General features: G+C 43.1%; 19 protein-coding genes and 2 pseudogenes. 14 read left to right on the forward strand and 7 right to left on the reverse strand.

What is annotated here, in order from left to right; genetic code table 11:
- Window positions 1–10: 10 nt before the first annotated feature.
- Window positions 11–751 (reverse strand): MurR/RpiR family transcriptional regulator, encoded by a 741-nt coding sequence (locus tag ACIPK1_RS05635; protein WP_008381545.1) that lies wholly within the window; start codon window positions 749–751, stop codon window positions 11–13.
- 150 nt (window positions 752–901) lie between these two features.
- Here ACIPK1_RS05635 and ACIPK1_RS05640 point away from each other — a divergent pair, with 150 nt between their 5' ends.
- From ACIPK1_RS05640 to ACIPK1_RS05660, 5 genes are all read left to right on the forward strand, one after another.
- On the forward strand, window positions 902–1,654 hold the full coding sequence (locus tag ACIPK1_RS05640) for an IclR family transcriptional regulator (protein WP_016613298.1): 753 nt from the start codon (window positions 902–904) through the stop codon (window positions 1,652–1,654).
- 110 nt (window positions 1,655–1,764) lie between these two features.
- Window positions 1,765–2,412 (forward strand): bifunctional 4-hydroxy-2-oxoglutarate aldolase/2-dehydro-3-deoxy-phosphogluconate aldolase, encoded by a 648-nt coding sequence (locus ACIPK1_RS05645; protein WP_008381543.1) that lies wholly within the window; start codon window positions 1,765–1,767, stop codon window positions 2,410–2,412.
- Window position 2,413: 1 nt separating this feature from the next.
- A complete protein-coding gene (locus ACIPK1_RS05650; protein WP_400450185.1) occupies window positions 2,414–3,412 on the forward strand; it encodes a PfkB family carbohydrate kinase in 999 nt (332 codons plus the stop codon).
- Window positions 3,413–3,424: 12 nt separating this feature from the next.
- Window positions 3,425–4,267 (forward strand): 5-dehydro-4-deoxy-D-glucuronate isomerase, encoded by an 843-nt coding sequence (gene kduI, locus ACIPK1_RS05655; protein WP_005229915.1) that lies wholly within the window; start codon window positions 3,425–3,427, stop codon window positions 4,265–4,267.
- 22 nt (window positions 4,268–4,289) lie between these two features.
- Window positions 4,290–5,096: a gluconate 5-dehydrogenase gene (locus tag ACIPK1_RS05660; protein WP_005229917.1), complete on the forward strand. Its 807-nt coding sequence runs from the start codon at window positions 4,290–4,292 to the stop codon at window positions 5,094–5,096.
- 258 nt (window positions 5,097–5,354) lie between these two features.
- Here ACIPK1_RS05660 and ACIPK1_RS05665 read toward each other — a convergent pair whose 3' ends face one another.
- The 5 genes from ACIPK1_RS05665 to ACIPK1_RS05685 form a co-directional block, all read right to left on the reverse strand.
- Window positions 5,355–6,026 (reverse strand): rhamnogalacturonan acetylesterase, encoded by a 672-nt coding sequence (locus ACIPK1_RS05665; protein ID WP_016621185.1) that lies wholly within the window; start codon window positions 6,024–6,026, stop codon window positions 5,355–5,357.
- Complete coding sequence (gene uxaC / locus ACIPK1_RS05670; protein ID WP_400450188.1) at window positions 6,001–7,425, reverse strand: glucuronate isomerase; 1,425 nt, start codon at window positions 7,423–7,425, stop codon at window positions 6,001–6,003. Before uxaC ends, ACIPK1_RS05665 begins: the two co-directional genes overlap by 26 nt.
- 20 nt (window positions 7,426–7,445) lie before the next feature.
- Window positions 7,446–8,957: a UxaA family hydrolase gene (locus ACIPK1_RS05675; protein WP_400450190.1), complete on the reverse strand. Its 1,512-nt coding sequence runs from the start codon at window positions 8,955–8,957 to the stop codon at window positions 7,446–7,448.
- Between the two features lie 12 nt (window positions 8,958–8,969).
- Window positions 8,970–10,373: a tagaturonate reductase gene (locus ACIPK1_RS05680; RefSeq protein ID WP_400450191.1), complete on the reverse strand. Its 1,404-nt coding sequence runs from the start codon at window positions 10,371–10,373 to the stop codon at window positions 8,970–8,972.
- A gap of 72 nt (window positions 10,374–10,445) precedes the next feature.
- Entirely contained in the window at window positions 10,446–11,426 is a 981-nt protein-coding gene (locus tag ACIPK1_RS05685; protein ID WP_400450192.1) for a LacI family DNA-binding transcriptional regulator, read from the reverse strand.
- 162 nt (window positions 11,427–11,588) lie between these two features.
- Here ACIPK1_RS05685 and ACIPK1_RS05690 point away from each other — a divergent pair, with 162 nt between their 5' ends.
- Window positions 11,589–13,802, forward strand: a complete 2,214-nt coding sequence (locus ACIPK1_RS05690; protein ID WP_400450194.1) for a helix-turn-helix domain-containing protein — start codon at window positions 11,589–11,591, stop codon at window positions 13,800–13,802.
- A 62-nt stretch (window positions 13,803–13,864) separates the two neighbouring features.
- Here the strand turns inward: ACIPK1_RS05690 and ACIPK1_RS05695 are convergent, their stop codons facing one another.
- Window positions 13,865–14,752 (reverse strand): carbohydrate ABC transporter permease, encoded by an 888-nt coding sequence (locus tag ACIPK1_RS05695; RefSeq protein WP_008381527.1) that lies wholly within the window; start codon window positions 14,750–14,752, stop codon window positions 13,865–13,867.
- A gap of 259 nt (window positions 14,753–15,011) precedes the next feature.
- Between ACIPK1_RS05695 and ACIPK1_RS05700 the strand changes: the two genes are divergently transcribed.
- The 8 genes and pseudogenes from ACIPK1_RS05700 (at window position 15,012) to ACIPK1_RS05735 (ending at window position 23,071) form a co-directional block, all read left to right on the forward strand.
- The gene (locus tag ACIPK1_RS05700) at window positions 15,012–15,980 is read left to right on the forward strand and encodes a sugar ABC transporter permease (protein ID WP_008381525.1); all 969 of its coding nucleotides are present in this window, start codon (window positions 15,012–15,014) and stop codon (window positions 15,978–15,980) included.
- A 15-nt stretch (window positions 15,981–15,995) separates the two neighbouring features.
- Complete coding sequence (locus ACIPK1_RS05705; protein WP_005236490.1) at window positions 15,996–16,673, forward strand: YesL family protein; 678 nt, start codon at window positions 15,996–15,998, stop codon at window positions 16,671–16,673.
- Between the two features lie 166 nt (window positions 16,674–16,839).
- Window positions 16,840–17,961, forward strand: coding sequence for a glycoside hydrolase family 105 protein (locus ACIPK1_RS05710; protein ID WP_400450196.1), 1,122 nt, complete (start codon window positions 16,840–16,842; stop codon window positions 17,959–17,961).
- Window positions 17,958–19,274: pseudogene (locus ACIPK1_RS05715) on the forward strand (glycoside hydrolase family 28 protein). The gene ACIPK1_RS05710 and the pseudogene ACIPK1_RS05715 overlap by 4 nt, the downstream one beginning before the upstream one ends.
- Window positions 19,271–20,161, forward strand: coding sequence for a dienelactone hydrolase family protein (locus ACIPK1_RS05720; protein WP_400450198.1), 891 nt, complete (start codon window positions 19,271–19,273; stop codon window positions 20,159–20,161). Before ACIPK1_RS05715 ends, ACIPK1_RS05720 begins: the two are co-directional and overlap by 4 nt.
- Window positions 20,122–21,039 carry a pectinesterase family protein gene (locus ACIPK1_RS05725; RefSeq protein ID WP_400450199.1) on the forward strand — a complete coding sequence of 306 codons (918 nt, stop codon included), beginning with the start codon at window positions 20,122–20,124 and terminating at the stop codon, window positions 21,037–21,039. Before ACIPK1_RS05720 ends, ACIPK1_RS05725 begins: the two co-directional genes overlap by 40 nt.
- The gene (locus ACIPK1_RS05730; RefSeq protein WP_086338125.1) at window positions 21,036–21,482 is read left to right on the forward strand and encodes a DUF4064 domain-containing protein; all 447 of its coding nucleotides are present in this window, start codon (window positions 21,036–21,038) and stop codon (window positions 21,480–21,482) included. Before ACIPK1_RS05725 ends, ACIPK1_RS05730 begins: the two co-directional genes overlap by 4 nt.
- Window positions 21,479–23,071, forward strand: a pseudogene (locus ACIPK1_RS05735) (glycoside hydrolase family 43 protein). Before ACIPK1_RS05730 ends, ACIPK1_RS05735 begins: the two are co-directional and overlap by 4 nt.

Raw genomic sequence — 23,071 nt, forward strand, 5'->3', positions numbered from 1 at the left:
CAGCAATCCACTAGGGTTGCTGGTTTTCTTTTTCAACACACGTGAAAGCGTCAACGATATATTCCATCAATAAGAGCAGTTTGCCAAAGAAACTGGTGTACTGGATGTTTTGGGTGTCGTAGGGACGTTCATCTGTCACTTCAAAGGAAAAGGTCGCTAGTTGATTGGCGCGATGCTCACCGTTACCACAAAACAAAACAGTTGGTATGTGATGTTCATTGGCTAATGCCATCTTTTCCAGCACTTTTTGTGTTTCGCCAGATTTAGAAATGGTGATCAACATACTGATGTTCTCAATGTTGTTACTAATGATCCCACCTGAGTCAGAAGCACTGACTAATAAGGTTTTGATGCCGTTGACAAGCATTTTTTTGTGGAGGTATTCTGCCACGATCCCCGAAAAACCTGTGGCATAAATCGTAATAAACTTGTTCTTGTTTTGTCCATAGATTTCTTTGATCGCTTCGATCGTATCTGCAATACTGGCAGCGTCAATTTGGTAATCGATGGCGGCTTCAGTGATCGTCTGATTTTTCAAGCGATTCTTTAAGAAGTAAAGCAGCTCTAGATAGCCAGAAAAACCTAGTTTTTGCGCAAGCCGCACGATGGTTGCTGGGGAAGTGTAGATCGTTTTAGCGATTTCTCTTAAGGGCAGTCCATCGATCGCAGCGGTATTTGCAAGCAAATAATCAAGAATTTGCAGCTCATTGTCAGTCAATTTTTTTCCTTTGATCAATACATTTAAGTCCATTGTTCGGCACTCCTTTGTCTTGCCTTCATCATACAATGAATAACGACAGAAAGTAAAATAGGAATCGCGTCATGCTTTTATAGAGGAAAAAGATTGTGCATTTCCTAAAAAGATATTATAATTTCTTATATAGAAAATAAAGGTGGAGAAATGATGACACAAAAACCATATGGAACCGTACTACTAAAAGCAGCAACCATTTTAGATTACCTCGCAGAAGCGCCAAGTAAACCATTGCAAGAAATTTCAGAAGCAACGAAACTGACCCCATCCACAGCTTTGAAAATATTGGAAACGCTACAAATGATCGGCTATGTCAAACGCGACAAAGAGAAGAATTATCGCTTAGGGTCTAAGCTGATCAAGTATGCGAATCAAAACATTCAAGAGCTTGATTTAGTGGAAATCAGCTTGCCATACTTGGAAGCATTGCAGAAAACGGCGGATGAAACGATCCACTTAGGGGTCTTGACCGCCAATGAGATTCTTTATGTCAATAAATTGGAGCCTCAGAATCAAACGATCCGCATGTCTTCAAAAGTAGGAATCACAAGACCGTTGTATAGCTCTGCCATGGGGAAAGCCGTTTTAGCGGAGTTTGATGCCCCTCAAGTAGAGGAGTACTTGGCAGCAACGCCTTTAACCGCTTATACCGAAAATACCATTACAAATCAGTTGAAGTTGAAGAAAGAATTGGAACAGGCAAAAGCGAACCAAGTAGCCTTTGATGATGAAGAAATGGAACAAGAAATCTATTGCATCGGCGCCTCACTGACAAAAGATCAGGAGATCGTTGGGGCGTTTTCTATCAGCCTACCGAAATACCGCTTGACCCCAAAATACAAAACGACATTGATCGATGCGATTATTGCGACAAAACAACAAATTGAGCAAGCGTTGTAAACTTTTTAATGGAAAGCCCTTGCAAATAAAAACGAGAACGGTATAATGAACGTGTAAGTTTCTTTATAATAAATACCATTTTCCAAATAGGAAATAAGTGGAGGGTCTTAATGAAAAAAGTAGCGAATTTAATGAAACTAAAGGAAAGCGGTGTGATCGCTGTTGTACGTGGCGCTTCAAAAGAAGAAGCACTACAAGCAAGTAAAGCGATCGTTGCAGGGGGGATCACCGGCATTGAGTTGACTTTTACAGTGCCTCAAGCGGCGGATGTAATCGCTGAATTAGTAGCAATCTTCAAAGAGAATCCAGAGGTAGTTGTTGGTGCGGGGACCGTTCTTGATGCAGTGACCGCCCGCTTAGCGATCATGGCAGGAGCAGAATATGTCGTCAGCCCAACCTTTGATCAAGAAACGGCTGAATTATGTAATTTATATCAAATCCCGTATCTGCCTGGTTGCATGACCATTTCAGAAATGAAGGACGCCTTAAAAGCAGGCGCAGATATCATTAAACTATTCCCGGGTAGTGCGTATGGACCAAGTATCATCTCGGCCTTCAAAGCGCCATTGCCACAATTAAACATTATGCCGACCGGTGGTGTCAGCTTAGACAACATGCAAGAATGGTTTGCAGCGGGTGTTGTAGCCGTTGGTGTAGGGGGGAATTTGTTAGCGCCAGCAGCAAGTGGGGATTTTGACAAAGTAACAGAAGTAGCGAAACAATATGCGGCAAAATTAAAAGAGATTCGAGGAAAGTAAGATGGCAAACATTCTGACACTAGGAGAAATCATGTTGCGTCTATCGACAACGTTAGGCGAACGAATCGCCCATAGTTCGATGTTTGCTGCCCATTATGGCGGTGGAGAAGCCAATGTTGCGATCTCCTTAGCGAATTTTGGTCATCGCGTTTCTTTTGCTAGTAAAGTGCCTGAGAATGCTTTAGGAGATGCCGTTTTTCATCATTTACGAAGCTATGGCGTCGATTGTCGCCACGTGCTTCGTGGCGGTTCCCGACTAGGTACTTACTATATTGAAACCGGTATCGGGGAACGAGCAGCGCGAGTGGTTTATGATCGCGCAGGCTCTAGCTTTGCTCAAATTAAAGAAAATGAGTGGCAATCTGACCTTTTTGATGGGGTTGATATTGTTCACCTTTCAGGGATCACGCCCGCTCTTTCAACGACTTGGAAGACACTTTTGCTGACGTTGATCAAAGAAGCGAAAGCAGCTGGTTGTAAAATCAGTTTCGATATCAATTATCGTGGAAAGCTGTGGACGACCGCTGAAGCACGCGTCTTTTTGCAAGAAGTGCTCCCCTATGTCGATTATTGCTCGGCAGGACAGTTAGATGCCCAAGTCTTTATGGATGTATCAGCTCCAACAGAGGAAGTCGAAGATGACTACTATTATCAAGAAATGCATCGGAAATACCCAAATATCCAGCTCTTTTATTCAACTAGTCGTCAGGTGCTCTCAGCAAGTCACAATCAATTGACAGGAAGCCTATGGCATAACGGCAATTATGTCGTTTCTGCTACCCATGAGATCAATCCAATCGTTGATCGCGTCGGAGGCGGCGATGCCTTTTCAGCTGGTATCCTACATGGTGTTGTCACGAAGAAACAAGACCAAGAAATCGTTGATTTTGCCACAGCCGCATCTGCTTTGAAACATACGATCCATGGCGACTGTAATCAGTTTAGCGCCAATGAGATACAAGAATTTATTGCAACAGGTTCAGGAAAAATTATCCGATAGGAGGAATAAAACATGCAACACATGGAAACACGCTATACCCATAGTCCACTTGATATTCGTCACTATAGTACCGAGGAATTACGCAGAGAATTTTTGGTAGAGAAAATTTTCACACCAGGACAAATCATGCTGACCTATACCCACAATGATCGGATGATCTTTGGCGGAGTGACACCGACGGAAGAAGCGTTAGAAGTGCAATTAAGCAGCGAATTAGGGGTGGAATACTTCTTAGAACGTCGCGAATTGGGCGTCATCAATATTGGAGGACCTGGTGCGATCACGATCGATGGCCAAAAAGAACCAATGAAAAAACAAGACGGCTACTATATCGGCAAGGAAACCAAACAAGTCTTGTTCCACTCAGATGATCCAGCAAATCCAGCGAAATTCTATCTATCTTGCGTGCCAGCACATAAGAAATACCCAAATGTAAAAATCAGTATCGATCAAGTCACACCAATGGAGACAGGCGAGGGCTTGACATTAAATGAACGGAAAATTTATCAATACATTCACCCAAATGTTTGTGAAAGCTGTCAATTACAAATGGGGTACACGATCTTAGAACCAGGCAGTGCTTGGAATACGATGCCAAGTCATACCCATGAACGTCGGATGGAAGCATATGTGTATTTTGATTTTGCCAACGAAGACACAAAAGTGTTCCATATGATGGGCAAACCAGATGAAACGAAGCATTTAGTCGTTAGTGAAGAACAAGCAGTTATTTCTCCAAGCTGGTCGATCCATTCGGGGGTTGGAACCAGTAACTACTCCTTTATCTGGGCAATGTGTGGCGAAAATATCACCTATACCGACATGGATATGGTGGCAATGGACGACTTAAAATAAAAAGAAAGAGGGTTTATCAATTATGGATTTTTCAATGGATCAATTTCGTTTAGATGGTAAGATCGCATTAGTGACTGGAGCTGTCTATGGGATCGGTTTTACGATCGCTCGTTCATTAGCAGCAGCAGGAGCAACGATCGTTTTTAACAACTTGGATCAAGAATCAGTGGATAAAGGATTAGCAAACTATCGTGAAGCAGGGATCGAAGCCCACGGCTATGTCTGTGATGTAACGGATGAAAAAGCAGTCAACGAAATGGTCAAGCAGATCGAAGAAGAAGTTGGCGTGATTGATATCTTAGTCAATAATGCTGGGATCATCAAACGAATCCCGATGTTGGAGATGTCTGCTGAAGACTTCCGCCAAGTCGTTGACGTGGACTTGAACGCTCCATTTATCGTTTCAAAAGCAGTCTTACCGTCAATGATCAAAAAAGGACATGGAAAAATCATTAACATTTGCTCAATGATGAGTGAATTGGGAAGAGAAACAGTGGCTGGTTACGCAGCGGCTAAAGGCGGCTTGAAAATGTTGACGAAAAACATTTGTGCTGAATTTGGTTCAGCTAACATTCAATGTAATGGGATCGGACCTGGTTATATTGCAACACCGCAAACCGCACCATTACGAGAGATCCAACCAGACGGTTCTCGTCACCCATTTGATCAATTTATCGTAGCGAAAACACCTGCTGCCCGTTGGGGTGAGCCAGAAGATTTAGCAGGACCAACGGTTTTCTTAGCTTCTGAGGCATCAAACTTTGTCAATGGCCATGTCTTATATGTAGACGGCGGTATCTTGGCGTATATCGGGAAACAACCTGAATAAAACAATCAGTAGTAAGGATGGGGACGATTGCAATCGTTCCCATTTTTATGGTGCAACACCTAAGAAATGCAAGTTTTTAAAAGGTAGCTTGGCGATAAATGGGTTGAAGCAAAGGAATGGCAAACAAATCTTTTAGAAAGAGTGAAAAGCAAAACGCTGTGAAGGAAAATGGTCTTCGCAGCGTTTTGCTTGAGTAGCTCTTTTTCAAATCAGGTAGCGTATTTATGTTAGGGGAAGATTCAACACGAACAATGAGTTTCAATCTAACAAAACTTGTTGTGCAAGCGGTAATGGAGCATTTGTCAAACATTTGGCAACTAATTTGGCGACGGCTGTAGCACCTTGGTTATTCAAATGCGTGTTATCCGTAATGCCGGCTGGATAATTGGGGTGCTGGTTTTTTTCTAAATGAAGAAAATAGGTTTTCGCCTGTTGTGGTTCCAGCGCTGAAAAGAACCGTTGTGTTGCGGCAAAAAGATCCAGACAGACCACATCCAAGGAGGTAGCCAAAGCACGCATTGCTTCTGGGTAAGGACCGACTGCCAAAGGATCAAGTTGCTGTTGGTCCACGTAATGCAAACGAGTGATCGAGGTCAATAGGATCGGTGTCGCTTGCTGCTGGCGTGCCGTTTGCACGAAGGTTGCTAAATTATGCTGATATTCTACAGGTGTCGTACCACGACTATCTGTTTTTTGATCGTTGTGTCCAAATTGAATCAAGAGATAATCACCAGCATATAGTTCTTTTTTTGCCTGCAACAAGCGTCCTTCTTCAATGAAGCTTTTGGAGGAACGCCCATTTTTTGCCAAGTTGACGATTTGATGCTGGGGGAGATAGCGTGAGATCTTTTCACCCCAGCCCGTTTCTGGACGAGCGCTAGGCTCTTTGATCGATGCGGTGGAATCACCGACGATGACGATTTTTTCCATTGTCTTTCTCCTGAAATTTGAAGTAGTTTTTGGCGTTTTGATAACAGACATTTTCTACTAATGGTTTTAGCTGACGAAGATCAGCAGGTGCTTCACCACGTACAACGATCTCAGCAAGCCATTCACAAAAGACGCGTCGGAAATATTCATGACGGGTGTAAGACAGAAAGCTTCTTGAATCCGTCAGCATGCCGACAAAGTTAAAGATCACACTGCCGTCTGCGAATTTCGTCAATTGGTGACGCATGCCTGCGCGGGTGTCGTTATACCACCAACCAGATCCTAACTGCAATTTATTATTGCCTTCTTGCTGGAAGCACCCCATCAAAGCGACGAGTGCATCATAGTCATTGGGATTTAAGGAGTAGAGAATCGTTTGAGGCAAATGGTCTTGCGCATCAGCAGCGTTCAATAATTTCTGCAAGTTTTGAGTCAGTGGTTGATCATTGATGCCATCGTAGCCCGTATCTGGTCCCAAGCGCTCAAACATTCGTTGGTTGCAGTTACGGTACGCATGGACATGCAGTTGCATCGTCCAACCATGTTCGTGATACAGCTTCATCAGTTCAACTAGAACATTGGTTTTGAAGAACGAGACTTCGTTTTCCTCCAAAGATTCCCCAGCTAATGCTTTAGCAAAAATTGCTTCAAGGGATAACTGTTCGTCTGCAGCATACACTAAAGTATCCAGCGCATGGTCAGACAAGCGGCAGTGATGCTGGTGAAAGTAGGTTACACGGTCCCGCAAGGCTGTCAAGAAAGCATCGTAGGTAGTGATCGCGCTCTCGACACTCTTTTCGAGTTTGGTAACATAGGTAAGAAAATTCGGATGGTCGATTTGTAACGCTTTGTCAGGTCGAAAGGTCGGCAAGACCCGAAAACGTTGTTCTGTTTGGCTTAATTGGTGATGATAGTGAAGATCATCGACTGGATCATCTGTGGTGCAAACGATCTCGACGTTACTGTGAGCAATCAAAGCTCTTCGGGTAAAGTCTTTTTGCTGCAATTTTTCGTTGCATAGCCTCCACAAAGTTTCGGCATTTTCTTCAGTAACGGGAAGATAGATCTCAAAAAATCGCTTTAATTCTAAATGGGTCCAACTGTAAAGGGGATTTCCCACCAATTTTGGCACTGTTTGACACCATGCCAAAAATTTTTCATAATCACTGGCATTGCCCGTAATCGCTTCTTCGGGTACGCCACAAGCGCGCATCAATCGCCATTTGTAATGATCACCACTTAGCCAAGCCTCGGTGATAGTTTTAAAGGGACGATCCTCATAGATTTCTTTTGGGTCTAAGTGGCAGTGGTAATCAATGATCGGCAGTTCTTTGGCATATTCATGGTAAAGGGTTTGAGCAATTTCATTTGGCAGTAAATAGTTTTCATTTAAAAACATGTCGAACCTCTTTTCTTTGGTTATAGTGTCACACCATTTTTAAAGATGGCGATCTCACGAACGTTGTTGGCTTCATTACGCGTCGGTTTTCCACTGGCAGTATCGATGATCGCTTGAATAAAGTCTTCCAGCACGACCTCCATCGGCTCTTCCAACAAGCGACCGGCGTTGAAATCCATCCAGTGGGGTTTCTTATGATAAATCTCTTGATTCGTGGCAACTTTCATGGTCGGCACATAGGCACCAAATGGCGTGCCGCGACCAGTAGTAAATAAGACGAGTTGGCAATCGGCAGAAGCCAGTGCAGAAGCGGCAACAAGGTCGTTTCCTGGACCTTCCAGCAGGCTTAAGCCTGGCTTACGGAGTTTTTCCCCATATTTTAAGACATCGACGACAGCGGAAGTCCCAGATTTTTGGGTACAGCCTAATGACTTATCTTCTAGCGTAGTGATGCCGCCTGCCTTATTGCCAGGAGAAGGATTTTCATAGACTGGTTCACCGTAAGCAAGAAAATAATCTTTAAAGTCGTTGATTAGATGGAGGATTTTTTCAAAGGTTGCTTCATCTTGTGCACGCGCCATCAAGACTTGTTCAGCGCCAAACATTTCGGGTACTTCCGTCAAGACCGTGCTGCCACCTTGAGAAACTAAAAAGTCAGAAAATGCCCCCAACAAAGGGTTGGCGGTGATCCCAGAAAACCCGTCAGAACCCCCACATTTTAACCCGATCTTTAGCTCACTCAAGGGAACGGCTTCTCGTTGATCCTCTTTTGCTGCTTCCAGTAATTCTTCTAATAAGCTTTCGCCGACCGCAATTTCATCGTCGCTTTCCTGTGCCACCATAAATTTGACGCGCTTTGGATCGTAGTCACCCAGGTTTTTCTTAAACTCGGGAACGGTGTTGTTCTCACAACCTAAGCCAAAGACCAAGACGCCACCGGCATTTGGATGATGCACCGCATCAATTAAAATTTGACGGGTGTTTTGATGATCTTGGCCTAACTGGGAGCAGCCGTAGGGATGTTTAAGGATCGTAATATGATCAAAGGTGCCAAGATCTGGATGATTCTTCTTGAAGTTTTCAACAATGATCTCAGCGATACCATTGATACAACCAACTGTTGGCACGATCAGTAAATCATTACGAATTCCAACTTTGCCGTTTGCTCGACGGTACCCTTGGAACGTCGCAGCCCTTTTTGGATAACGGACGGGATGCAAATCGGGGGCATAGGTGTATGCTAAGGTACCAGAAAGGTTGGTTTTGACATTGTGGGTATGCAACCATTGGCCAGTTTTAACATCAGTTAAGAGATGTCCAATGGGGTAGCCATATTTGATCACGTCTTGTGATTGAGCTAGGTCTTTGAGGGCGATTTTGTGTCCTTGCGGAATATCCTCAAAAAGGGTGATCGTTTGGTCTTCAAATGAAAGGGTCGTTTTAGCAGCTAGTGGTTTTAATGCGACTGCGACATTATCATTAGGGTGCAATTTCAATAGTTGCGCGGGTGTTTCTGTTAATGTGCTGGACATAAAGATTCTCCTTTATTTCAAACTTGGCTCAGGGGTGTCAATCGACGCAAGTAACTGGCGGGGTCCGTCTTGTTTTAGACATGCGCACATTTCATTGATTGTCGCTGTCATAAAGCTCAGGTCTGCATGCCAGAGTTGCTCATTTTTTAATAGAGTGGCGATCTGTTCTTCTGCTGGTAATTGTTTCACTTGCTGAAATATGGTTGTCACTAGGTCATCTTCTTGAAAAGGTCGAGTGAGATAGAAAGTCAGCAACCCTGCCAGTGCGGCAGTGATTCGTTTTGGTAACTGCTGGTTTTGTTGGACATAACGAGTTAAGACTGGTTGAAGACGCGCACGGAATTTTGAGACGCTGTTTAAAGCGATCGATTGCAGCTGATGCTTCACATAAGGATTTCTGAAGCGCTCTTTGATTTGTTCCGCATAAGCTGCAAGCTGCGCTTTAGGCAAATCAAGCATTGGAATCAACTCTTCCAGAAAAAGACCATCCAAAAAGGCTGCAAAATCACGGTCGTTCATTACTTCTTCAACGGTTTCTAAACCAGCTAAAAGACCGAGTGGAACCATCGCCGTATGAGGACCATTTAATAAATGTACTTTTTGTTCACGGTAAGGGGTCATATCTTCTGTCACGATCACATTCAACCCAGCTTCTTGCAAGGGAAGCTTTTCGGCTACGCCGCTTCCTTCGATCACCCAGAGCATAAAGGGTTCCGCAGTGACCATTACGGCATCCTCATAGCCAAGAATCTCTTGGTATTGTGCCACTTTATCGCGAGGATATCCTGGAACGATCCGATCGACTAAGCTGCAGCAGAAGGTGTTTTCTTTTTCTAACCAGTTGACGAAGTCTGACTCCAAAGACCATAATGCGGCATATTGTAAGACGATCTCTTTTAGTTTTTCCCCATTCCGATCGATCAATTCACAAGGAATGATCAAAAATCCCTTTTTTCGTAGTTGAAAACGACGATACAAAAGAGCGGTCAGTTTTGCGGGAAAACTGTGGGGAGGGGTATCGTGTAAGGTATCCTCTGGGTGAAACGCAATACCTGCTTCCGTCGTATTAGAAACGATGATCTCAAGTTGCTCGTCTTCGGCTAAAGCAAGATAGTCTTCCCATTGCTGATAAGGATTCAGCACTTGATCAATGGTGGAGACGACTTCAAATGTTTGAGATAAAGCGCCATCGACAAGTCCTTCTAAGATAACGGTGTAGAGATTTTCTTGTTGTGCCAACAGCTCTTTCAAGCCGTGATCAATCGGCTGTACCACAACGGCACTGCCATTAAAAAGCCCTTGTTTGTTCATTTGCTGCAGCTGCCAGTTAAAAAAGCCCCGCATAAAATTGCCTTCCCCGAATTGAATCACTCGGGCTGGATAGGTTTGATGGGGTTGTTCGGTAATTTTTTTCATAGAATCCTCCTTAAAAAATAGTTATGCACACGTTAACATTTTTTTGCGTAAGCGCTCTTGAAAACAAGAGGCTTACAACGATTGACGAATGATTAACGAGGTATCAAAGAAATGTTGTTGCTCAACTACTTGATTGGCAAATGCTTGCAACAGCAGGGTTGCTGCCAATTGACTCATTTCATAGACTGGTTTGCGGATCGTTGTTAATGGGGGATACGTATAGGGAGAAAAAGAACTATCATCAAAACCGATGATACCGATCTCCTCAGGGATCTTTCGTCCTGCTTGATGACAGGCATTGATCGCACCGATCGCCATGTCATCATTGGCGCAAAAAATCACTTCAGGTGGTTCAGGTAAAGCGAGTAGTTGCTGGGCACCCAGCTGACCGCTTTCCAACGAGTAGTCGCCAGCTACGAAGTATTCTTTCGGGCAGACAAGCTGCTTTTCTTGAATCGCTTTCATAAATCCTTTGCGGCGCTCTCTAGCGGAACCAAAGGAAGCGATCCCTTCGATCATGGCGATCTTTCGAAAGCCTTGTTCAAGCACATAGGTGATCATTTGATAGACCCCTTGGGCATCATTACTAGTGACATTCATCAAGGTTGCATCCTGCAATTGACGATTCAAAACGACGATGGGAATGTTTTTCTTTGAAAGAGCAGCGATAAAACCGTCATCACGATCGCTTTGACTCATCACGATCGCTCCATCGAGGCGATTCGGCTCTTCATCAAATGTATCGGATTGCAATAATTCATGAACCGCCAAAGTATATTCGGATGGTAGGGTATCACTGATTCCTTTGATCACTTCGACTAAAAAGCTATCGGAAGTACCAATGGATAGATGAGAAAAATAAAGACCAATGATATAGGATTTTTGATTCACCAGACTTTTGGCATTGACATTGGGCACATAGTGTAAAGATTCAGCGATGGCTGCGATCTTCTTTTTTGTTTCTGGCTTGATTAATGGGCTATCGTTTAACGCACGAGAAACAGTTGTATGTGAAACACCAGCGACTTTGGCGATATCTTTGATCGTGACCATAGAAAACCTTCTTCCTTTTTGCTTGATTCAAGCATAGCTTGTTCCCACGAGAATGTCAATACACCAAGGATGCACACGTGAAACATTTTTCAAAATAACATAGGAACTTTTTCTGGGATGTGCTAGTATAAAAGAAGATAGTTAGGTAATGGGAGGGAGTCTATGAAATTCTTTTTAAGCTATCATCAAACATCCAACTTGTTTTATAAAATATTTATTTTGATTTTTCTAATTGGTAGCGCTTTAATCATTGGGTTTAGTGGGGTCATTTATCATCGAACGTATCAAAACATTCAAGAAACGTTTTTGCAAAGTCAACATAATTTGGTCAACCAAGTCAAAGAAAATCTGGATCAAAAAATTCAGATGGTGGAGTATGCCTTTTCTACATATAGCAGTACTCAAAGCTTTTCCGATACGATGGAACAGCCATTTTCCGTGACGAATTATCGACAAGTGCGAGAGATCAATTCGCAACTTGCTTACATTGGTGTGATGGGGATCGAAAACGCCAGCTACCAATTGGTGAATTTGAATCAGCATTGGAAAATCGAAGAAGGCTCCTTAAAACAGATCGAGGATACTGAATTCGCTGCTTTTCAAGCGTTGATCGACAACCAACGCTACTTGTATTGGTTGCCAGAAGATGGCTATTTAAAAATGGTGATGACGCTGCCTGTGTTTCGACAGGAAACCACTGCTTTGGGGATCGCTGAAAACCAAGACCATACCATTGCGCAGTTGGTGGCAGATCATGACGATTCCTTTTTGAATATTTTTCATGCGGACGGACAACTGCTTTTCGATAATGGTGAAGTGATCGATTCTGACTTACACGAAACAATGATCGCAGCTGCCCACGACGATGGTATCTTCACTGACAAAGAAAACAATAAGTATGTGGTCACACAATCGGATTACAATCAGTGGTATCATGTGATCCGTCTGGCACCTGCCAGTGTTTCGCAAGCAATCCGTGAATTAAGAAGCGGTTTGATCGTGATTGGCAGTCTTTTGATCATCCTCTTTTTATTAGTATCCTATCGCATTGCGATCGTGGCTACCTCACCCATCAATCGGATCGGTGAGCTTTTAAAGCCCAAAAAACAAGGTCAGAAATTAGAAGTCAATCAGTTGATTTCCGATATCGACCAGGTCTTACATCAAAACCACGATCTCGCCGTCAAAGTTGAACACCAAAAGCCCGAGTTAGAATCCTTGTTTTTATTAAACTTGTTTCGCGGCTGTATCTCAGAAGCAGATAGTCACTTAAAACTGTCACAATTTGGGTATGAAGTATCCGAAACGGAACACTATGCCGTATTACTGATTCAAATCGATGATTTGTGTGGACGAGAAACAGCGACTATTGATATATTCTTGCTTGCCATCGAGAATCTCGTTTCTGAAATCATTCCGGCGAATTTGCGTTTTCAGCCAATCATCTCCAGTCAAGAAACCCAAGGAACAATTTTAAAGCTTCCTGAATCAGTTGACCAAAAACAAGTATTGACCTATTGTCAAAAGATCCATCAAGCGGCAAAAGATTACTTGAAAATCAAAATAAGTTGTGGGGTCTCACAATCCTACGACCGCCTCGTAGAAACCAAATTAGCGGTTGATAACGCCAAAGAAGCCTTGCACTATCGAATGAATTTAGGGGAAGAAGTCATTATCTTTTTTGACGACATTGCGGCACAATTAGACAATAACGCGATCGTTCAGTACCCTAGAGAAGCAGAAAGCACCTTTTTGGATGCAATGCGTAGTGGGGATCTAGCGACCATCAAAACGAGTTACACAGAAGTCGTACGGGAAATCATTCATGAAAACAAAAATCCGTTGACGATTGAAAGTGCCTTGTTTAAGTTGATCAACAGTATCGTTCAGCTAGGGCAACTCCTAGGAGCAGATCATACTAGCTTGCAGAATAGTCGTAAAGTCTATCAATCCGTGCTCAACCAAACCAGTTTGTTCAAAGTTGAGCAAATCATCTATCAAGAGTTAGTTTTACCTATCGTTGAAACGACACAAGCCAAAACAGATCGAGAAATTCGCTCCTTGTCTGAAAAGATGGTCTTGATCGTACACCAACAATACGACCAAGATCTCTCCTTAGATAGCATTGCTGAACAGTTGCATTATAATGCCAATTACTTAAGTAATGTGTTTAAAAAGGAATTATCCATCAATTTTGCCGATTACTTACAAAACTATCGATTGCAAGTCGCGAAAAAGTGGTTAAGAGAAACCGATTTGACCATCAAAGAAATCGCCGCCAACCTACAATATACCAACTCTCAAAACTTCATCCGCTTTTTCAAAAAGAAAGAACAGATGACACCCGGAGAGTATCGCAAACGATCCAAAGATTAAAAGAAAAAAAGCGTTTTTTGATCAACGATCAAAAAACGCTTTTTTTCTTTGCTGCCTGTTGGCTACCCTTTGACGGAACCAACCATGGCACCTTTCACGAAATACTTCTGGACAAATGGATAGGCGATCAACATTGGCAAAGTCGCAACGACGATCACGGCCATTTTCACGGATTGTGCTGGGGGGACAACATCGACACTAGCGGCATCGGCGTTCATCCCGCTGGAGACAATCACGATTTGTCGAAGGAGCACTTGGATCGGCCATTTCGCTGAATCATTGATGTACAAAATCGCTGATTGATAAGTATTCCAATAACTAACAGCGTAGAACAAAGAGATCGTCGCAATCGATGGTAAGGAAAGAGGTAAGATGATACGGAAAAAGACGCCCCAATCAGAGCAACCATCCATTTTTGCTGATTCCTCTAAACTATCAGGAATCCCTTGGAAAAAGTTTCTCATAATGATCATATTATATGCACTGATGGCACTCGGTAAGATCAGTGCCCAGAGAGAATCGATCAAGCCGAGGCTTTGTACCAAAATAAAACTTGGGATCATCCCTCCGCTAAACAACATCGTAAATACGACAATAAAATTGAAGATGCCACGTCCATGCAAATATTTTCTTGAAAGAGCATAGGCCATAAAAGAGGTCAAGATCATTGAAAGAACCGTTCCGACGATGGTCACAAAAAGGGAAACACCAATACTCGTAAAAATCGTTGGAGTCGAGAGAATATACCGGTAAGCATTTAAGCTAAATTCACGTGGGATAATGATAAATGTTCGTGTCGCAATCTCAGAAGAAGAAGCAAAGGAGCTTCCGAGAATGTTCAGAAAAGGCAAGAGACACATTAAGGTAAAGAGTAGTAGAAAACCGATAATAAATCCTTGAACAACCCGTTCACTCTTCGGGCGGTTCGTTTTTTTTAGGGTTTGTTGCATAGGAAAAACCTCCATCTTTTTTTACTTAAATAGGTATTTCCAACGTATCATGAGGCGGGGACAACGTATATAATCACTTTTACATGTTAAAAAAATCACAATCATGACAAACGTTGATAAATCAATGGTTTTCCAATTCGACCGAGAAATAATCCTAAAAAATGTATGCCTTACCAATGCTGAGAAAATGATTATATACGTTATCTTTCTTACACGCTACCATGGGACTATCAAATCAAAAAAACTCGGAGGAACAAGTATGGAAACAAAAGTTGATAATTACTTCTCACCACTTACTGAAGAAGAACAGCGACTGCGGTTGAAAAAGAAAAAATGGGCGCAAATCAGAAAAAATCGTGCGCTCTATATTATGGTATTGCCAGGTATTTTATATTTTATTATCTTTCGTTACATTCCAATGGGCGGTTTAGTCATCGCTTTTCAAGACTACCAGCCATTCTTAGGGATCTTAGGCAGTCCCTTTGTTGGGTTTACTCATTTTATTCGGCTCTTTACTGAAGATACTTTTGTGATGTTGATGCGCAACACGCTGATCATGTTTTTCTTAAATATCACGATTTCCTTCCCTTTTCCTATTTTATTGGCGCTTATGTTAAATGAAGTAAATAACCGTCGCTTGAAAAAAAGTATCCAGACGATTATTTATTTGCCTCATTTTATGTCGTGGGTGATCGTAGTTTCAATCTTCTACGTCCTGTTGACGACTGAAGGCGGTGTGATCAATAACATGATCGAAAGTCTTGGTGGGGAACGTATCCCATTCTTAACTAGCCGTACTTGGCTACGTCCAATGTACATTTTCCAAGATCTTTGGAAAGGTGCCGGTTGGGGGACGATCGTCTATCTAGCCGCTATTACCAATGTTGATGAACAGCTTTATGAAGCTGCGGATATGGATGGGGCTGGCAAACTACGTAAAATGTGGCACATCACGTTGCCGTGTATTCGTCCGACGATTGTGACCTTAATGATTTTAAAAATCGGTTCGATCTTAGATATGGGCTTTGAGCATATGTTCCTATTAATGAACTCAATGAACCGTGAGGTTGCCCAAATCTTTGATACCTTTGTCTATACCGCCGGGATTCAAAATGGTCAATTGAGTTACTCGACAGCTGTTGGGCTGTTTAAAGGTCTTGTAGGTTTGATCCTCGTTGTCTTTGCGAATCGTTTGGCGAAAAAAATTGGGGAAGATGGTATCTATTAAGAAAGAGGGGATCATATGACGATTGAGAAAATCACGAAAATCAACGATGGGCTAACCGCGTTTTTGACCCTGATCGCCCTTCATTTTCTTTGGCTAAGTGTGACACTTCTGGGGGGAATCTTTTTGGGAATCGGACCAGCCTCGTATGCCATGATGAAATATTATGATCGCTGGCTTCGTCTTCACGAACGACCGCCTTTGATCAAAAGTTTTTTCTACTATAGTAAAGAACGGTTCCGACAATCGGTGCTGATCAGTTGGTTGTTTCTCATCATCGCAGCAATCGTGATCACCAATATATTTGCGCCATTTCCATGGTTTATCCAAGTAGCGAATGTCCTCTTTTTGATTGCGTTTCTCTTTCTATTCATGCACGTGTATACCGTCATGGCAGCCACTAACTTTGTGACCGTGTTTGAGATCCTGCGAGGGAGTGCGTTGTTAGGTTTAGGCTATCTGCATTATTCGATCATTAGTTGGTCGATTTTGATCGTTGGCTATTTAGTTCTTGGCAGCTATTTCTTGATCGGCCTCATTTTGATGGGGAGCAGCTTAGTTGGTGGTGTTTTTGCCCTTGCTGGTAAAAAAATTCTTCAAGATATCCACCCAATTGAAACAGATCAGGTGGTTTCAAAAACGGCATCGACTACGGAGCAAACCGTTGCCAGTAAAGGAGATGAGGTAATTATCTAAAGAAAACGGCTCAAAGACTTTTACTGGTCCGTGAACAAAACGGTCACTAGAGAACACCTGAAAAATAGCAGAACAAGCTGAACCCTCATGAAATACAGCCAGTAAAACGGATTCATTGAAACAGCTCTATGAATTGAGGAGACTACAATAAAAGGAAGTATCGCACATGAAGAACTATTCGGAAATTGCTTTGAACACATTATTTGAGCGCTATGACTACTTATGCAAAGAAAAAATTTATCACGGAAAATGGTCCTATGACATCGGGGTCGTTTTGCAAGGCGTGAAAGAAGCCTATGAACAGACTGGTGACAAACGCTATTTGGACTATATCCAAAACACGATGGATGTTTATATTGACGAAGACGGTCGTATCAAAAACTATCAGATGGATGCGATGAATATCGATTACATCAATAATGGCAAATGTTTATTCTTGCTATACAAAGAAACAGGAGCGTCAAAATACAAGATCGCCTTGGACACGCTGTATCAACAATTACAGCAGATGCCAAGAACGAGCGAAGGCGGGTTCTGGCATAAAAAAATCTATCCGTATCAAATGTGGTTAGATGGCTTATATATGGGGGCCCCATTTTTGACAGAATACGCACTGACATTTGAGAAAGAAGAAGCATTGGCAGATGTAATCAAGCAATTCACCTTATGCTTTACGCATACCCTAGATCCAAAAACGGGTCTTTTGTATCACGCGTGGGATGAACAAAAAGTCCAGCCGTGGGCAGATCCCAAGACCGGTTGTTCAAAAAATTTCTGGGGACGATCAATGGGATGGTTCATGATGGCTCTCGCCGATACGATGGTGCTATTAGGGGAATCAGAGCAGAAGAATCCATTAGAAAACATGTTTGTCTCCTGTCTAGAAGCTCTTGCTAAAGTAAGAGATCCCCAGAAAAAAGTGTGGTATCAAGTCTTAGATAAAGGCAGGGAGCGTGGGAATTATTTAGAAGCATCCGCTTCTTCAATGATTTGTTACGCAACAGCGAAAGCGGTCAAAGCAGGGATCATCGATCAAAAATGGCAAGTGTTTGCCCAAGAGACCTATCAAGGATTGCTGGATGAGTTTGTCTTTTTAACAAAAGAAGGTTGGTTGAATCTGATCAGAAACTGTGAAGTTGCTGGTCTTGGTGGACCAGATAATCGGGATGGTACGTTTGTTTACTATATCAGTGAACCCGTTATCACGAATGATTTCAAAGGATACGGTGCCTTTTTACAAGCGAGTTTACTGCTGCAACCATTAACGGAGGAAGGAAGCAAGAAATGAATATCCAATTGACTACAGCTGATTTACAAGGAAAAGAAGGTCTGTTGACAGAAGCGATTCAAGAAAAAATTGATGAATTGCATCAACAAGGAGGAGGCAGAATCACTTTTTCAGCAGGACACTATCCGACGGGTGCGCTCTTTTTAAAAAGTAACATTGAACTGCACCTACTATTGGGGGCGACCTTAGTATTTTCTGATGATCCCAAAGACTATCCCGTCGTCGTGTCTCGCTGGGAAGGGGTCAAACGGGAAGTTTATGCCTCTTGTTTATATGCCGAGAATGCGGAAAATATCGCTGTCACAGGACTAGGAATGCTTGATGGACAAGGGCAAAGATGGTGGAAGACCTTTCGGGAAAATCGTGAACAGCTTGCTTATCCACGACCAAAATTAATCAGTTTTGACTCTTGCTAGCAAATTACGTTGAAAGATATCCGTCTTGTCGATTCACCCAGTTGGACCGTCAATCCGATTCTTTGTCAAAATCTAACGATCGATAATCTTCGCATCAAAAATCCAGCGGATTCGCCAAATACAGATGGGATCGATCCTGAATCTTGTAAAAATGTCCGCATCAGTAACTGTCATATCGATGTTGGCGATGATTGTATCGCCATCAAATCAGGAACGGAGGACACTAAAGAACGGATCGCTTGTGAGAATATCACGATCGTAAATTGCCATATGCTTCATGGGCATGGGGCCGTCGTTCTAGGGAGTGAGATGAGCGGCGATATTCGTAATGTCACTATTAGTAATTGTATTTTTCAAGATACCGATCGTGGGATTCGTTTGAAATCACGTCGTGGACGTGGCGGAACGATCGAAGATATTCGAGTGAATAACATTGTGATGGATAATGTCATCTGTCCATTCACTTTAAATCTTTACTATTTCTGTGGACCGAAAGGCAAAGAAAAGTATGTTTGGGATAAAAATCCTTACCCGATCACCGAGGAAACCCCTCATTTCCGGAGAATTCATTTTGCAAATATCTCGGCTCGGAATGTCCATGCGGCCGCTGGGTTTGTTTATGGCTTGGCTGAACAATTTATTTCAGATATCACTTTCCAAGATATTGCCGTCTCTATGGCTGAGCACCCAATTCCAGGAAAGCCTGCGATGATGACAGGTATCGAAGAGATGACAAAACAAGGTTTTTATATTGGCTGTGGACGGAATATTCAGTTTGATCGTATCAATTTGGAAGGCGTAACTGAAGCGTTCCATATCGAGAATAGCCAGGAAATCACCGTCACACAGTCATTTGAGAATCGTCAGCCTCTGGCATTTCAAGGAGATTTTTTGTGAGAAATCCTCAGTTACTTCAGCTGCTAGGTCCTGATATGAAAGTTGCACCACAAGTGGTTCAGCAAACAAAAGAGCAGGTGCAAAATTATACCTTGGAACATTTACTTCTACGATTAAATCAAGAAGAGGATGTCCCTGCATACTTTGCTTATCCCAGCTCTCAGCAACCTGCTCCACTCGTTTTGTTCAATCATTCTCATGGCGGCGACTTCACGATGGGGAAAGAAGAACTGCGACAAAGTCCGCCGTATATGCAAAAAGAAAGCCTATTCGCTGCATTTATGAAGCTGGGCGTCGCCGTTGGAGTGATCGACATGTGGGGCTTTGGCGAACGAAAAAACGGTGAGAATGATAGCTACAAGCGGTTTCTGTTGCAAGGCAAAACATTATGGGGACAACGAATCTATGACAATCAACAGTTTTTAACCTATCTTGCTTCCCGAAAAGAAGTGAAACATTCCGCTATCGCCACATTGGGACTTTCTATGGGGGGCTTGATGAGCTGGTGGTTGGCAGCACTAGATGAACGGATATCAGTGGTGGTGGACATGGCAGCACAAGTGGACTATCAAGCATTGATCGAAGAGGACCGTCTAAGCAAACATGGGTTTTACTATTATGTTCCTAATGTGTTGAAAGACTTTACGACTGCGGCGATCCAAAAACAGATCGCACCACGCCCGCGTTTGAGTTTGGTTGGCAAAGAGGATCGTGGCTGCCCCTCAAGCGGCGTCGCTCGTTTGGATCAGCAGGTCGGGCAGCATTATGAAGCAATAGGCTACAAGGAGCATTGGCAGGCGTGTTGCTTGCCAGGTGGTCATGAAGAAACCAAGGAGATGAGAGCGCAGTGGATCGAATTTCTAAAACAACACCTCCTATCAAGCTAAAGGTTAGTAAAGAGCCGCAAAAGGGTGATTTTATGAGTATCCAAGCAGCCGTGTTGGCTGCTGAAGCCTTAAACGCACCTTGTGAGATCACGATCGCCTCTGGCGTGTATCAAGAACAGGTGAAAATCTATAAAAACCAGCTTACGTTGATCGGGGAAACTAACACGTTCTTATGCTACCACTTGGCTGCCGAGCAAACCGATGAAAATGGGCAAAAAAGAGGAACCTTTCAAACAGCGACGCTCTTTATCAATAGCCGAGAAGTCTTTGTAAAAAACCTGACCATCATCAATGACGCATGGTATGGGCAAGCAGTCGGGCAAGCAGTTGCCGTCTATATCGAAGGGGATGACATTCGCTTCGAACGCTGTCATCTCGATGCTTTTCAAGATACCTTGTGTCTGGGTCCATTGCCAAAATATACCAAAGAAGGCGAACCAATGATCAGTCCTTGGCGAAAAACAATCTTTGACCAACAACAGAGTTTGTTTTTGCATTGCAGGATCAGTGGAACAGTCGATTTTATTTTTGGCGGTGGGTCCGCCACCTTTGAAGAGTGTCGCTTGCATTGTAAAAATACACCACAAACGAACTACGTTACTGCTGCCTCAACTAGCAAACAAGCAAGCGGGTTAACCTTCGATCGGTGTCGGGTGACAGGGGACAAAGCCTATTATCTAGGCCGCCCTTGGCGCAATGAAGCCAAAGTCACCTTTTTATCCTGCTGCTTTAATCAACAGCTCGCCCCTTGCGGATGGTCTGATTGGGGAAAAACAGCAAGCCACCAAACGGTCGCGTTCACGGAGCGAATGTGTTGTTACCAAACAAGCCCCAAACGTCCTGAATGGGTGACTATCGAAGGAGTGATAGAAAAATGAGCAAGGCAAAATGGTCTGGCTGGATCGGGATGGTTCTCGCTCTGGTGTTGATGGGCGGCTTTTCCTTGGCGATCAATCAAATGACTGTCCAGCAGTTCGAAGAGATCTTTCAACGTGCGTTTCCCACTGTACTGAAGCAAATGACGGCAGAAGCAGCATTGGCGCAATTTCAAACACTCGGTGCTTGGTTTGGCTTCACGCTGTTGGCACTCCTGATATTGGTTTCAGTGGCGACGATGCTGGTTCGCTATCGTAATTATCGAAAACAAGCGTGTGTTCTTTATTTTTTGACTGGTGTTGTGACATTGATTGGTAGTCAAATGATCGCTTTTCCGATTGCCTTTTGTTTCTTTTTAGCGGCGGGTTTTTGTTTTCTCCATCGTGATGACCGACACAACAAAAAAACAACGGACACAGTCAGCAAACAAGGAGGGGTTGCATGAAGGCAATGATCAATAATCCGATTTTAAGAGGGTTTCATCCTGATCCGAGTATTTTAAAAGTCGAGGATACTTATTATTTAGCGGTTTCTTCCTTTGAGTGGTTGCCAGGAATTCGGGTCTACTGTTCTCGAGATCTAGTCAATTGGTCCCATGAAACAGATATTCTGACCAATCAGGTGGATTTATTAGGTAACACAGCAAATTGCAGCATTTGGGCACCGCAAATCAGTTACGCAAACGGACAATACTATTGTGTCTATACAAATGTTCGCAACACGACACGTCCCTTCAAAGACTGTCGAAACTATCTCATCACGGCTCCTACGATTCATGGGCCATGGAGTGAGCCCATTTACTTAAATGGTAGTGGCTTTGATCCGTCCTTGTTTCATGATCAAGAGGGGCGTATCTGGTTATTGAATGCGCTTTGGGATTATCGTAAGGATACACCAAATAAATCGGTGGGGATCGTGCTCCAAGAATACTCTGAAGTACAAGGCCGCTTGATCGGTGACAGAGTGCCAATTTTTTCTGGAACCCAGCTGGCGAAGACTGAAGCACCGCATCTTTATTACCACAATGAGTGTTATTACTTACTGACGGCAGAAGGAGGAACGGGTGCAGGTCATGCGGTAACGGTTTGTCGTAGTAAAACCATCACTGGGCCTTATGAAGTAGATCCGCATTTTCCCATGATGCGTGCCTATCAGCGCGAAGATTCCCCTTTTCAATGTACAGGTCATGGCAGTTTGACGATTGCACCATCAGGAGAATGGGTCATGAGCTATTTGATGACTCGGCCAGTAGAAGAGGCAGCGATCCTTGGACGAGAGACGGCACTCCAAACCGTCTATTGGGATCACGAAGGATGGCTGCGTCTTAGCAATGATGATACGATCCCAGATCAAACCATCAGACTCGCTAGCAACGCTCAGAAGCAAAGGGCATCACCTGCTGTTTTTATGGATGATTTTAAAGGATCGTTGCAAAAAGCATGGAACGGTAGGCGATTGCTGCCCAATGAAGAGTGGTGCAATCTGAGTAAGCGACCAGGGTATTTGCGATTGATCGGCGGAGAATCGATGCAATCGAACTTTCATAAGCACTTATTGGCGATTCGTCAACAAGACTTTTGTTTTGAAGCTGAAACAGCGATGGAATACCACCCCCAATAGTTTAATCAGATGGCTGGATTGTCGCTGTTCTTAAACGAAGAAAACTATTTGTTTTTCTATGTGACTTATGATGAAAAAGACGGCAAGATCTTTCGTCTGATTCGGTGTTGTGAAGGAGAATTTCACTTGTTCCCAGATAAATTGCCCCTCGCTGCTTCAAGTGAGCCGATCGGATTGAAAGTAGTCGGTTCTTATCTAGAAGCAGAATGGTTCTATCGGTAATCACAAACGTGGCATCCCTTTAAAAAGCAAAACATCCAGTTCTTGTCTGGTGGTTTTACAGGGAATTTCATTGGAATCAGTGCCCATGATCTAGATCACTTTGCTGGAAGCTATGCCGATTTTACGTACTTTAAGTATCAAGGGAAAGATCCGCTCGATGATGATTCCCTAAAAATAGAGAAAGAAGGGTAA

This window comes from Enterococcus sp. NPDC086594, assembly GCF_044746145.1.
Taxonomy (GTDB): Bacteria; Bacillota; Bacilli; order Lactobacillales; family Enterococcaceae; genus Enterococcus_D; species Enterococcus_D entomosocium.